This is a genomic window from Allobosea sp. (assembly GCF_048595345.1).
Classification (GTDB): Bacteria; Pseudomonadota; Alphaproteobacteria; order Rhizobiales; family Beijerinckiaceae; genus Allobosea.
Map to the genome: position 1 here is coordinate 1 of NZ_JBMDWH010000015.1, position 12868 is coordinate 12868.

Consider the following 12868-nt stretch of genomic DNA (forward strand, 5'->3'; position numbering starts at 1 on the left):
CCGCGTTCTCGGGGATGCCGATGCTCATCAGCGGGATGAAGCTGGTGCGCGCCGCCGCCTCGTCCGCCGCCGCCTGACCGGCGACACCCTCGATCGCTCCGGAGCCGATCTCGTCCTTGTATTTGCTGACCTTCTTGTCGAGGCCATAGGCCGCGAACTGGGCGATCACCGGCCCGCCGCCGGGCAGGATGCCGAGGAGCGAACCGACGACCGAGCCCCGCAAGGCGCTGGGAATGATGCGCTTGAACTCGGGCCAGGTGGGCATGAGCTTGATCGCGCCGTTGAAGGGCGTGCGCTCCTCCTTGGCGTCGAGATTCTTGGTGATCTCGGCGATGCCGAAGCAGCCGAGCGCCAGGCTCACCAAGCTCACCCCGTCGATCAGCGAGGGCAGCCCCATGGTGAAGCGTTCGAGGCCGGTCTCGAGGTCGGTGCCGACCTGACCGAGCAGTACCCCGAGCAGGCACATTGCCATGCCGTTGAGCAGGCTGCCCGTGGTGACGAAGCTGACGCAGACGAAGCCGAACAGCATCAGCGCGCAATAATCGGTCGGCCCGAATTTCAGTGCCACGGCGCCGAGCGTGGGCGCGAGCGAAGCCAGCACCACGATCGCGACGGTGCCGCCGATGAAGCTGGAGACACCGGCGGTGAACAGGGCGAGACCCGTCTTGCCCTTGAGCGTCATCTGGTAGCCGTCGATGCAGGCGACGATCGAGGAGGCATGCGGGATCTTCATCGTGATCGCGCTGACGCTGTCGCCATATTGGGCGCCGTAATAGATGCCGGCGAGCATGATCAGCGCCCCGCCGGTCGGGATCGAATAGGTCAGCGGCAGCAGGAGGCTGATCGTCGCCAGCGGGCCCAGGCCCGGCAACAGGCCGACCAGCGTGCCGACGACGCAGCCGATGGCGCAATAAAGCAGGTTCTCGGGTGTGAGCGCGTGGCTGAAGCCGAAGGCCAGGTTGTTGAGGACCTCCATCAGAAGAGCCTCAGGTTCAGGCCGAGGAAGCGCTGGAAGACGAACGCAACCGCGATGAGTCCGATGGCGATCTTGATGTTGCGCACCCAGGAATAGGTGTTGGCGGCAAGGCCTGCGACGAAGACCAGCACCACGATCCCGAGCGTGACGTTGACGTATTCCGACGCCAGCACGAAGCCGATCAGGCTCGCCATGATCAGGGCGATGTTCCGGGGGTTGAACTGGAGCGGCACCGGCTCGGCCAGCCGCGCCTGCACGACCATCGCCCCGGCGATGATCAGCAGCGGCACGCAGATCATCAGGGGGAAGAGGCCCGGACCGGCATGGGCGAAGGTGCCGATGGGATAACGCAATGCGTTGGCTGCGAAAAACAGCGCGACCAGCGCCAGGAAGGCGCCCCGCGCGACATTCTGATTGAGCATCCCCGGCCCCGCGATTGTTATTTATTGCCGAGGATTGTTAAGCGCAAAAAATCATTGCGCCAAGTGGGCGCAATAGATCGGTTCAATGGGGCGAGGTGGACCGCGGCGGACGTCGTCCCGCCGGCGTGATGAGGCGGGACGATGCTCGGAGAATCACCGCGTCATCCCGGGCCTGCCCCGGGATCCATCGAAAGGCCGCTCAGATCTGGTTCCTGAAAGTGTCGCAGGATTGCAGCGAGCCGGACTGGAAGCCGATATTGAACCACTTCGTCCGCTGGGCCGAAGAGCCGTGCGTGAAGGAATCCGGCACCACGACGCCCTGCGCCGCCTTCTGCAGCTTGTCGTCGCCGATGGCGGAGGCGGTGCGCATCGCCTCCTCGATGTCGCCCTGATCGAGCCGGCCCATCGCCTGGATGTTGTGGCCCCAGACGCCGGCGAAGCAGTCGGCCTGCAATTCGATCCGCACCGAGATGGCGTTTGATTCGCGCTCGGAGGAGCGTTCGCGCAGCTGGTTGGCCTTGGGCAGGATGCCGAGCAGGTTCTGGATGTGATGGCCGACCTCATGCGCGATCACATAGGCATAGGCGAAGTCGCCGCCGCCGCCGAGCTTGCGCTGCATCTCCTGGAAGAACGAGGTGTCGAGATAGACCTTGCGGTCGTTGGGGCAGTAGAACGGGCCCATCGCCGATTGCGCGACGCCGCAGCCGGAGCGGTTGATGCCGGAGAACAGCACCAGCTGCGGCGGCTGATAGCGAGTGTTGCCCTGCTGCGGCAGCAGCTTGGTCCAGACGTCCTCGTTCTGCGCTAGCACCGCCGACACGAAGCGGCCCATCTCGTCCTGCGGCGGGCCGGCCGAGCGCCGTGTCTCCTGGGTCTGCTCGCGCCCGCCGATGCCGCCGATCATCTCGGCCCCGCCGATCAGCAGGCGCGGATCGATGCCGAGCGCCCAGCCGATGAGACCCAGCACGACCATGGTGCCGATGCCGATGCCGCCGCGCCCGCCGGGCATGCCGGCGAAGCCGCCGCCGCCGCTGTCGCCGCGCCGGTCCTCGAGATTGTCGGACTGGCGATAATCTTGCCACTGCATGGGTGAAGCCCCCGAAATCGTCGCGGCACTGTTGCGAACCGCAGACCGGAACTCAAGCGGTGTGTGAACGTGGCGGGAGGGTGGCGGTTCCGGGGCGGGGGAGCGCCATTCCCTGACGGGGGCCCAAGGCCCTTGGCCCGGGAACCGGAACCGAGGTTCTCCGTCATGGTCGGGCTTGTCCCGACCATCCACGTCTTCATCGATGCAAAGCGGTGTTCAAGACGTGGATGCTCGCCACAAGGGCGAGCATGACAGGAACTGGGCCGCGCACCGCTTCGGGAACGCGGGCCATTCATCGGCGCGACGGCGCGGCATGGCGGCTGGACGACGCTATCCCTTCTCCTCCAGCGCCGCCTTCAGCGCTCTCAGATCCCGCCAGGCCAGCCGCTTCTGCAAGGGCTGGCGCAGCAGATAGGCCGGATGGAGCGTCGCCATCGCGCGGATGCGCTTGGAGCCGGTATCGTATTCGACCCATTTCCCGCGCGAGGCGAGGATGCCCTTGAAGCCGAGCAGCCCCTGCGCCGAGGGGCCGCCGACGCTGATCAGGATCTCGGGATCGGCGAGCTCGATCTGCCGCTGGATGAAGGGCAGGCAGATGGCGACCTCCTGCGGGGTCGGCGTGCGATTGCCTGGCGGGCACCAGGGCAGGAGATTGGCGATATAGACGTCGTTCTGGCGCGAGAGCCCGATCGCGGCCAGCATCCTGTCCAGCAACTGGCCGGAGCGCCCGACGAAGGGCAGGCCGAGCCGGTCCTCGTCCGCGCCCGGAGCCTCGCCGACTATCATCACCCGCCCCTCCGGATTGCCGTCTGCGAAGACGAGAGTCTTGGCGGTGGCCTTGAGCGCGCAGCCCTCGAATTTGCTTATCGCCTCGCGCAACTCCTCCAGCGTGCGGGCTTCGCGCGCCATCGCCCGGGCGGTGAGGGCGGCGTCGTCGGGGGCCGCAGCCGCCGCCGGCAGAGCCCGTGCGGGGGCCGGCCGTAGCGGCGCGGAGCCGCCCTGCGCCGGCAGCGGGCGGCGCATCGGCATCGGCGGCGGGGCTTCGGCGAAATGATCGTGCGGCTCGTCGTCCAGCGCCTCGGTGACGCCGGCCTCGGCATACCAGGCGAGCAGCTTGAAAGGGTCGAGCTCGTCGCGCCCGCTGACATCGGAAAGGCTCATGCGGCCTTTTACATCGTCGCGTGCGCCTCTGCGACAAGCTTGTCGCCGACGGATCTGCGCGGGCCCATTTGGGGAGGATCCAACCACGCCCCGGACTTTGCCAGGCTCGTCGCGTGGCGGCACATTTGCGCCGTTTTGCTCGCTGGGCGGCGATGCGGTTGCAAAATGCAGCCTTGGCTTGGATAGAGGGTTTCCAGGGTGCGCTCGGCCGGTCGTTGAAGTCGGGTCAAGATAGTTTATATATAAACTATGCGTGCGGCCAAGATCGGCATTCGGCCAAGATCGGCAGGCGGAGGACGGTATGGATCTGAAGGAAGCGCAGAGCGAACCGCGCGAGAGCATGGATTACGACGTCGTGATCGTCGGCGCCGGCCCTGCCGGCCTCGCCGCCGCGATCCGTCTGAAGCAGCTCGACGAAGCTCTTTCCGTCGTCGTCGTGGAGAAGGGCGCCGAGGTCGGCGCGCATATCCTGTCGGGCGCGGTGATCGACCCCGTCGGCCTCGACCGGCTGCTGCCGGACTGGCGCGAGGATCCCGACCGTCCCCTGACCACCGCGGTCGAGGAGGACCTGTTCTATTTCCTCACCGAGCCGAACGGCATCCGCCTGCCGAATATCGGCATGCCCTCTTTGATGAACAATCACGGCAATTTCGTCGGCTCACTCGGGCTGGTGGCGAAGTTCCTGGCCGGCCGCGCCGAGGCGCTGGGCGTCGAGATCTATCCCGGCTTCGCCGCCGCCGAGCTGCTGTTCAACGAGGACGGCTCGGTCGCCGGCATCGCCACCGGCGACATGGGCATCGCCAAGGACGGCACGGTCTCCGAGCGCTTCACCCGCGGTATGGAGCTGCGCGGCCGCTACACGCTGCTGGGCGAGGGCGCGCGCGGCTCGCTCTCCAAGATTGCGATCCGCAAATTCGCACTGGACGAGGGGCGTGAGCCGCAGAAATACGGCATCGGCCTCAAGGAGATCTGGCAGGTCAAGCCGGAGAAGTTCCACAAGGGCCGCGTCCAGCATTCCTTCGGCTGGCCGCTCGACAACAAGACCGGCGGCGGCTCCTTCCTCTATCATTTCGACGATCATCTCGTAGCCGTCGGCTTCGTCGTCCACCTGAACTACGAGAATCCGACGCTCTCGCCTTTCGACGAGTTCCAGCGCTTCAAGACCCATCCGCTGATCCGCGACACTTTCGAGGGCGGCAAGCGCATCTCCTACGGCTCGCGCGCCATCACCGAGGGTGGTTTCCAGTCGGTGCCGAAGCTCACCTTCCCGGGCGGAGCGCTGATCGGCTGCTCGGCCGGCTTCGTCAATGTCCCGCGCATCAAGGGCAGCCACAACGCCGTGCTCTCCGGCATGCTGGCGGCTGAAAAGCTCGTCCCCGCGCTGCAGGCCGGCCGGGCCCACGACGAGGTCGTCGAGATCGAGACCGAATGGCGCGACAGCGCGATCGGGCAGGACCTGAAGCGCGTCCGGAACGTCAAGCCGCTCTGGTCGAAATTCGGCACGCTCGCCGGCATCGCGCTCGGCGGCGTCGATATGTGGCTGAACCAGCTCTTCGGCTGGTCGCCCTTCGGCACGCTGAAGCACGGCAAGCCGGATTACGCGACGCTGAAGAAGCTCTCGGAGGTGACCCCGATCGTCTATCCGAAGCCGGACGGGAAGCTCTCCTTCGACAAGCTCTCCTCGGTCTTCCTCTCCTCGACCAATCACGAGGAGGACCAGCCGGCGCATCTGAAGCTGACCGATCCTTCGATCCCGATCGCGCAGAACCTGCCGCTCTATGGCGAGCCGGCCCGGCTCTATTGCCCTGCGGGCGTCTACGAGGTGGTCTATGAGAACGCCGAGGCGAAGACCAATCCGCGCTTCGTGATCAACGCGCAGAACTGCGTCCACTGTAAGACCTGCGACATCAAGGACCCGGCACAGAACATTACCTGGACGGTGCCGGAGGGTGGCGGCGGGCCAGGCTACGCCAATATGTGATCCCGAGGGTTGCAGATCATCTGAGCCTCATCCTGAGATGCCGCTTCGCGGCTCCTCGGATGAGGGCGGTATTGGGAAATGAAAAAGGGCGCGCCTCGCGGCGCGCCCTTTGGCGTTGCGCCGGAGCGAGATCAGCCCTTGCGGACGACCTTCGCGACGGGCTTCTCTTCGGTCTTGGCGCAGCCGCCGACGAAGCCGGCGAGGAGCGCGATGGCGGCGACGCTGAGGACGATCTTCTTCATGGTGAAACCCCCGAAAATGTGAATCCCGCCGGACGGCAGGCGCAATCAGCTATAGGGCCATGAGGACCAGATTCGCCGCCCGATTCGTGGCGGGTCTCATGCCGTCGAGCGGGTTTTCGCGCTGTGTTGCGCGCCCGCTACGAAAGCGGGCCATCGATCGGTGCCGCGCTTGCCGGTTCGCCCGGAAACGGCCATCTTGGCCGCATAGGCGAGCGGTCACGGTCCGATGTCATGGCGACGGCCACTGCAGCAAGCGGGCGGCGGACCGAGGGAGAATGGCGAAAGTGACGTTTTTCAACAAGCTCCGTGCCGCGGGCACGGCTGCCGCTCTCTCCGTGATTCTCACTTTGCCCGTCTCGGCGGTGGCGCAGGGCGCGACGCCGCGCTCCTCCGAGGGGCTGGAGCCGGGCGACAGCCTGGAGGGCAATTATCTCGCCGCCATCGTCGCCGGCGCCGGGCGCGATCTGGGCGCGGCCTCGATCTATCTGCGCGAGGCGGTGAAGGAAGACCCGCAGAACAACGAATTGCTGGAGCGCGCCTTCGTCGCCTTCCTCGCCGATGGCGCGATGCCGGATGCGTTCCGCGCCGCCGACCGGCTGATTCGCGTCGACCCCAGCAACGGCCTCGCTCAGCTCGTCATCGGTGTGCGCTCGATCAAGCAGAAGAGCTATGGCACCGCCCGCAATCATCTCCAGCGCGGAGGCCGCGGGCGTGCGGCCGACATCACCGCGACGCTTCTATCGGCCTGGTCCTACCTCGGCTCCAACAACCCCAAGCGTGCGATCGAGACGCTGGAGCGGCTGAAGGGCGAGCCCTCCTACAATCTTTTTCGCGACTATCATGCCGGCCTCATCCTCGATGCGGCGGCCCGCAGGGCCGATGCCGAAAAGCGCCTGAAATCGGCCTATGATGCCGAGCGGACGACGCTGCGCCTCGTCGATCTGTGGGCCCGCTTCCAGGCCCGCCAAGGCGATTTCGCTGGCGCGGCCGCGACCTATGCCGAGTTCGACCGGCTGCTGCCCAACCATCCGATCATCCGCGAGGGCATGGCGCTCGTCGCGAAGAAGGAGGCGCCGCCGCGCCAGATCGCCAACGCCCAGCAGGGCGCGGCCGAGGTCCTCTACGGACTCGCCAGCGCCGGCAACCGCCAGGGCGACGAGGCCGCCGCGCTGCTCTATCTGCGCATGGCGATCTTTCTCGATCCCAGCCACGACCTCGCCATCCTGACCCTGGGCGACATTCTCGAGCGCTCGCGCCAGCCGGAAGATGCCGTCGCGGTCTACGACAAGATGCCGCTCACCTCGCCGCTGCGTCCCAATGCCGAGATCCAGGCAGGGTTGGCGCTGGAAAACCTCGGCAAGCACGACGAGGCTGTGAAGCATCTCGACCGCGTCATCGCCGAACGGCCGGACGACGTCGATGCGCTGGCTGCGCTGGGCAACATCTATCGCTCCCGCAAGGAGTTCCAGAAGGCGTCCGAGACCTATGACAAGGCGATCGCCAAGCTCGCCTCGCCGGGTCGCGCCAACTGGGATCTGTTCTATTTCCGCGGCATCGCCCGCGAGCGTACCGATCGCTGGGCCGATGCCGAGGCCGATCTGCGCAAGGCGCTGGAGCTGCTGCCCGATCCGCTCGGCCGCGAGCGGGCGCTGGTGCTGAATTATCTCGGCTATTCGCTGGTCGACAAGCACCTCAAGCTCGACGAGGCGCTCGACATGCTGCGCCGCGCTGTCGAACTCAGGCCTCGCGACGGCTACATCATCGACTCCCTCGGCTGGGCCTATTACCGCCTCGGCCGCTATGAGGAGGCTGCGCGCGAGATCGAGCGCGCCGTCGATCTGCGCCCGTCCGACTCCGTGATCAACGACCATCTCGGCGATGCCTATTGGCGCGTGGGGCGCAAGCTCGAGGCGAAGTTCCAGTGGACTTACGCTCGCGATCTCAACCCGGAGCCGGAGGACCTGCCCAAGATCCTGCGCAAGATCGAGCGCGGTCTGGACGAGGCACCTTCCGCGGATGCCGGCAGCGAGCCCAAGCCCAGCGAGCCGCAGAAGGATGGCGGCTGAGGTCAAGGTCGCGGCGGGCCTGCCGCTGGTTCTCGCGTCGTCATGCCCGTTTCCCTGACCACCCGCGCCCGCGCCAAGGTCAATCTCGACCTTCTGGTGCTCGGTCGCCGCGCCGATGGCTATCACGAGCTCGACAGCCTCGTCGCCTTCGCCGGAATCGCGGATGAACTGTCGCTCGCTCCCGGCCAGCCGCTAGGGCTGAGCCTGTCTGGTCCGCGCGCGGCGGGCCTTGGCACGGGCGACGACAATCTCGTGCTGCGCGCCGCCCGCGCCTTTCTCGCTGCGTTTCCCGGCGCGCGGGCCGGGGCCTTCCACCTCGTCAAGCGCCTGCCGGTCGCCTCCGGGATCGGCGGCGGTTCGGCGGATGCTGCGGCGGCGCTGCGCCTGCTCGCCCGGCTGAACCATGTCGCGCCGTCGGCACCGGAGCTGAGGCGGGTCGCGGCCGGCATTGGCGCGGATGTGACGGTCTGCCTGGAGTCACGGGCAAGGCTGATGAGCGGTGTCGGCGAACGCCTCGGCCCCGTCCTCAGGCTGCCGGCCATGCCGGCGCTGCTGGTCAATCCCGGCGTGCCGGTCGAGACCCCGGCGGTGTTCAGGGCGCTGGGTCTTGCTGCCGGCACCATGCCGGGCGGGGAAGCCACACCTGGCGGGACGACCCGCACCTTGGCGGCAGGAGAGGCTCAGCCGGCCACGCCGGAGCGCTTGCTCGCGGCGCTCGCCGCCTCGCGCAACGATCTCGAACCGCCGGCCATGACGGTCGCGCCGGTCATTGCCCATGTGATCGAGACCCTTCGCGCGCTCCCCGGTTGCCGCCTCGCGCGCATGTCAGGCTCGGGCGCGACCTGTTTCGCGCTGTTCGGCGAAAGGGCCGCGAGCCGCGCGGCCGCCCGTGATCTCGCCCGCAGCCATCGCGACTGGTGGATCGCCCCGACGCTGTTGCGCTGAAACAGACCGCTTCCGGCCGCTGGTCAATGCGCTCGCGCGACGCAGAAATCGACCGCGTCGTTCAGCGCCTGCTTCATCGGCGAGGCGGGGAAGAGACCGAGCGCGTCCTTGGCCATCTTGGCATAGTGCTTGGCGCGCTCGATCGTGTCCTGCAGCGCCGCATGCTTGCGCATCAGCGCCTGGGCCTGTTCGAGATCGCCATCGCCGATCTGTCCCTCCTGCAGCGTGCGCTTCCAGAAGGCGCGCTCCTCGTCCGAGCCGCGGCGGAAGGAGAGCACCACCGGCAGGGTGATCTTGCCCTCGCGGAAATCGTCTCCGGTGTTCTTGCCGAGCTTGGCGGCGACGCCGCCATAGTCCAGCGCGTCGTCGATGAGCTGGAAAGCGATGCCGAGATTGAGCCCGTAGCTGCGGCAGGCCGCCTCATTGGCCTTGGAGGAGCCGGCGATCACCGGCCCGACCTCGCAGGCGGCGGCGAAGAGCTCCGCCGTCTTGCCGCGAATGACGGCGAGATATTCATCCTCGGTCGTCTCGGTGTTCTTGGCGACCGAGAGCTGCAACACCTCGCCCTCGGCGATGACGGCCGCGGCCGTGGAGAGAATGTCGAGCGCGCGCAGGGAGCCGACCTCGACCATCATGCGGAACGCCTGGCCGAGCAGGAAATCGCCGACGAGGACGCTCGCCTCGTTGCCCCAGAGCATGCGCGCCGCCGCTTTGCCGCGCCGCATGTCGCTCTCGTCCACGACATCGTCATGCAGCAGCGTGGCGGTGTGCATGAACTCGACCGAGGCCGCGAGCTTGACGTGCCCATCGCCGCGATAGCCGCACAGATCCGCCATCGCCAGCGTCAGCATCGGGCGCAGCCGCTTGCCGCCCGACGAGATCAGATGGTTGGCGACCTCCGGGATCATCGTCACCTCGGAGCCGGTCCGAGACAGGATCATCGTATTGACGCGCTCCATGGCCTCGCGTGTGAGCGCGACCAGCGGCTCGATGCCGGGCTGGCTCTTTTCGCGCTCTTCAAACGATACGACGACACCCACGGGACGACTCCGGCCAAGGTTGTGCGCCAGCTGGCGCGCCACAGCCATGCCACATCCCGCGCCCGGGACGCCAGCCCCGCGACGTCGCAGCCTCGCCCGCCGCACGCGGCCCCTTGCATGGACGCGGGCGCTCGGGCTCCATGCCCGCATGCACGAACTCCTGCGGACCAATGATCTCATCCTGCTCGGCGCCATCGAAGCGCTGCTGGCCTCCGCCTCGATCGACTCCATGGTCGCCGACCAACACATCAGCGCGCTGGAGGGCATGATCGGCGCCTTCCCGCGCCGCCTGCTGGTGCGCGAGCAGGACAGCCGCCGCGCCCGCGCTCTGCTGCGGGATGCCGGCTACGGCGCGGAACTGCGCAATGAGTGAGGCTCCTGGCGGCGCTCTGGGCGAGATCGTCACGGACAGGCTGCTGGACGGGCGGCTCGTCCTATCCCAGCCGCGCAAGGGCCATCGGGCCGGGAGCGACGCGATCCTGCTCGCCGCCGCTCTTCCCGAACTGGGCGAAGGGCGGCTGATCGATATCGGCGCGGGGGTCGGCACGGTCGGGCTCGCGGCCGCTCTCACTCAGCCGCGATTGCGCGTGACGTTGCTGGAGCGGGACCCGGATCTGGCTGCTCTGGCCGTGGGAAACATCGCCGCCAACGACCTCTCCGATCGCGCGAACGTCATCGCGCAGGACGTCTCGGCACCCGCCTCCGAATGGAGGCGCGCAGGGCTGGAACCGGGCAGCTTCACCGCCGTCGTGATGAACCCGCCCTTCTATCCCGCCGGCTCCACCCGTCGTTCGCCGGTCGCCAACCGGGCTGCCGCCCATGTCGCGGAGGGCGCGCTGGCGCCTTGGCTGAAAGCGGCGCGGCGGCTGCTCGCTCCCGGCGGCCATCTGGCGGTGATCCATCGCGCGCAGGCGCTGCCCGAGCTGCTCGCCGGGCTAGCGACGGGTTTCGGCGCAACGACGATCCGCCCCGTTCACGCCTTCGCGGACAAGCCGGCGCTGCGGGTGATCGTCACCGCCGTGCTGAACAGCAAAAAGCCGGCAGAGCTGCTGCCGGCTTTCGTTCTCAACGGTCCCGATGGGCGCCTGACCCCGGCCAGCGATGCGGTGCATCGCGGCCGGGACGGCCTGCCGGCTTACCAGTAGCGCGGGCCGTAATAGACCGGCGGCGGGGGCGGCGGAGGCGGCGCATAATACGGCCGGGCATAATAAGGCCGGCGGTAATAGGGGCGCGGGGCGTAATAGGGCCGGGGGCCGTAATAGGGCGGCGGGGGCGGCGGGCCGTAATAGAACTGCGCCGGCTGGGCGAAAGTCTCGCCGATCACGGCGGCAGCCGCAGCGGCGGCGTCGCCGGAGAGGGGCGAGGCTGAAGCGGGCACGGCGGCCAGAGCCAGGCCGCCTGCGGCCGCGAGTGCGAAAAGCGTGGTCCGGACCATCGGATCCTCCGAAATTGGCGCCGGCGGCCCTGCCGTCGGATCGAACGCCATCTGTGATTCTGACTATACCGCCTGAAATCTGAACGGCACAGGAGCGCGCCGTTCAGCCATCCTTCATCGGCGCCCGCCGAGGCGGGCGCCGGACCGCATCAGCGGCAGACCCGCACCGGGCGGACTACCCAGCGCCAGCCATTCCACACCCGCCGGTCGGCCCACCAGCAGCGCGGCCGGTAGACGGGGCGCGGCCGGTAATAGCGCGGCGGGCCGTAATAATACTGCGCCTGCTGCACGAGACCCTGCTCGGCGAGGGCGGCGGGAGCCGCCGGCCCGAGCGGCGCGGCGGAAGCCGGAGCCGCCACCAGCGCGGCACCGCCGAGGCCGCCGGCGACGGCGAGGCTCAGGAGCATCGAACGAACCATCTGTTGTGTCCTCCTTGGTCGAGAATCGGCATCCCTGCCGAAAACGATCGTCCCAGTCTCGGCTTTTATCGGGGAGAAGCTGAACGATCCGATACCGGCCCGTTCATCGAGCCTTCATCGCGCGCTCGGGCGCGTCGCTGCCCGCTCCTCGCGCGGCGCGGCTGCGCTCTGGCTGCTTGACCCTGCGCGGCCCGAACCCTAACACGCAACCCCATCCACACCGCGTTTTCGGAAGGCTTTTCGCCCTTGTCCGCCCTCGCTCAGCTCTCGCCCGCCGCTTCGCCGGCGATGGACCCGACCCGCTCCTTCCAGGGGCTGCTGCTGACGCTGCAGCGCTTCTGGGCCGAGCGAGGTTGCGTGGTGCTGCAGCCTTACGACATGGAAGTCGGCGCCGGCACCTTCCACCCGGCGACTACGCTGCGCGCGCTGGGGCCGAAGCATTGGAAGGCGGCCTATGTCCAGCCCTCGCGCCGCCCCAAGGACGGCCGCTATGGCGAGAACCCCAACCGGCTGCAGCACTATTACCAGTTCCAGGTCATCCTGAAGCCGTCGCCGCCGGATTTGCAGCAGCTCTATCTCGACTCGCTGCGCGCCATCGGCGTCGACCTCGCGCTGCATGATGTCCGCTTCGTCGAGGATGATTGGGAAAGCCCGACGCTCGGCGCCTGGGGCCTCGGCTGGGAGTGCTGGTGCGACGGCATGGAGGTCAGCCAGTTCACCTATTTCCAGCAGGTCGCGGGCGTCGAATGCGCTCCGGTCGCGGGCGAGCTGACCTATGGGCTCGAGCGTCTCGCCATGTATGTCCAGGGCGTGGAGAACGTCTACGACCTCAACTTCAATGGCCTCGACGGCGAGGACCGGATTTCCTATGGCGACGTCTTCCTGCAGGCCGAGCAGGAATACTCCCGGCACAATTTCGAGCACGCCAACACCGAGACGCTGTTCCGGCACTTCTCGGATGCGGAAGCCGAGTGCAAGGCGTTGCTCGCCGCCGGCGAAGCGCAGCCGGGCTCCAATGACCCGCGTCATCTCATGTCCTTGCCGGCCTATGACCAGTGCATCAAGGCCAGCCACATCTTCAACCTGCTCGACGC

At 67.7% G+C, this 12868-nt stretch carries 13 protein-coding genes; 6 read left to right on the forward strand and 7 right to left on the reverse strand.

Annotated elements, in window-relative coordinates:
- The 4 genes from ACOJTB_RS01910 to ACOJTB_RS01925 all read right to left on the reverse strand — a co-directional run.
- The coding region (locus ACOJTB_RS01910) for a tripartite tricarboxylate transporter permease (RefSeq protein WP_420100825.1) at positions 1–976 on the reverse strand (976 nt) is incomplete at its 3' end.
- Complete coding sequence (locus ACOJTB_RS01915; protein ID WP_420100826.1) at positions 976–1398, reverse strand: tripartite tricarboxylate transporter TctB family protein; 423 nt, start codon at positions 1396–1398, stop codon at positions 976–978. The genes ACOJTB_RS01910 and ACOJTB_RS01915, both read right to left, overlap by 1 nt.
- 199 nt (positions 1399–1597) lie before the next feature.
- On the reverse strand, positions 1598–2485 hold the full coding sequence (gene ypfJ, locus ACOJTB_RS01920; protein WP_420100827.1) for a KPN_02809 family neutral zinc metallopeptidase: 888 nt from the start codon (positions 2483–2485) through the stop codon (positions 1598–1600).
- A 330-nt stretch (positions 2486–2815) separates the two neighbouring features.
- Positions 2816–3646 (reverse strand): uracil-DNA glycosylase, encoded by an 831-nt coding sequence (locus ACOJTB_RS01925; protein WP_420100828.1) that lies wholly within the window; start codon positions 3644–3646, stop codon positions 2816–2818.
- Positions 3647–3947: 301 nt separating this feature from the next.
- On the opposite strand from ACOJTB_RS01925, the gene ACOJTB_RS01930 reads away from it, so the two are divergent.
- From ACOJTB_RS01930 to ACOJTB_RS01940, 3 genes are all read left to right on the forward strand, one after another.
- Entirely contained in the window at positions 3948–5627 is a 1680-nt protein-coding gene (locus ACOJTB_RS01930; protein WP_420100829.1) for an electron transfer flavoprotein-ubiquinone oxidoreductase, read from the forward strand.
- A gap of 517 nt (positions 5628–6144) precedes the next feature.
- Positions 6145–7935: a tetratricopeptide repeat protein gene (locus ACOJTB_RS01935; protein WP_420100830.1), complete on the forward strand. Its 1791-nt coding sequence runs from the start codon at positions 6145–6147 to the stop codon at positions 7933–7935.
- A gap of 42 nt (positions 7936–7977) precedes the next feature.
- On the forward strand, positions 7978–8880 hold the full coding sequence (locus tag ACOJTB_RS01940) for a 4-(cytidine 5'-diphospho)-2-C-methyl-D-erythritol kinase (protein WP_420100831.1): 903 nt from the start codon (positions 7978–7980) through the stop codon (positions 8878–8880).
- A gap of 23 nt (positions 8881–8903) precedes the next feature.
- On the opposite strand, the gene ACOJTB_RS01945 is transcribed toward ACOJTB_RS01940, so the two are convergent.
- Positions 8904–9920, reverse strand: a complete 1017-nt coding sequence (locus ACOJTB_RS01945) for a polyprenyl synthetase family protein (protein ID WP_420100832.1) — start codon at positions 9918–9920, stop codon at positions 8904–8906.
- Between the two features lie 148 nt (positions 9921–10068).
- Here ACOJTB_RS01945 and ACOJTB_RS01950 point away from each other — a divergent pair, with 148 nt between their 5' ends.
- Both ACOJTB_RS01950 and ACOJTB_RS01955 read left to right on the forward strand, forming a co-directional pair.
- Positions 10069–10293, forward strand: coding sequence for a putative signal transducing protein (locus tag ACOJTB_RS01950; RefSeq protein WP_420100833.1), 225 nt, complete (start codon positions 10069–10071; stop codon positions 10291–10293).
- A complete protein-coding gene (locus tag ACOJTB_RS01955) occupies positions 10286–11065 on the forward strand; it encodes a tRNA1(Val) (adenine(37)-N6)-methyltransferase (protein WP_420100834.1) in 780 nt (259 codons plus the stop codon). Before ACOJTB_RS01950 ends, ACOJTB_RS01955 begins: the two co-directional genes overlap by 8 nt.
- Here ACOJTB_RS01955 and ACOJTB_RS01960 read toward each other — a convergent pair.
- Positions 11056–11355 carry a hypothetical protein gene (locus tag ACOJTB_RS01960; protein WP_420100835.1) on the reverse strand — a complete coding sequence of 100 codons (300 nt, stop codon included), beginning with the start codon at positions 11353–11355 and terminating at the stop codon, positions 11056–11058. The two genes, ACOJTB_RS01955 and ACOJTB_RS01960, sit on opposite strands and share 10 nt — an antisense overlap.
- A 149-nt stretch (positions 11356–11504) precedes the next feature.
- Positions 11505–11774 carry a hypothetical protein gene (locus tag ACOJTB_RS01965; RefSeq protein ID WP_420100836.1) on the reverse strand — a complete coding sequence of 90 codons (270 nt, stop codon included), beginning with the start codon at positions 11772–11774 and terminating at the stop codon, positions 11505–11507.
- A 288-nt stretch (positions 11775–12062) separates the two neighbouring features.
- Between ACOJTB_RS01965 and ACOJTB_RS01970 the strand changes: the two genes are divergently transcribed.
- Positions 12063–12868, forward strand: an 806-nt coding sequence (locus ACOJTB_RS01970; RefSeq protein WP_420100837.1) for a glycine--tRNA ligase subunit alpha, incomplete at its 3' end; no start/stop codon positions are given.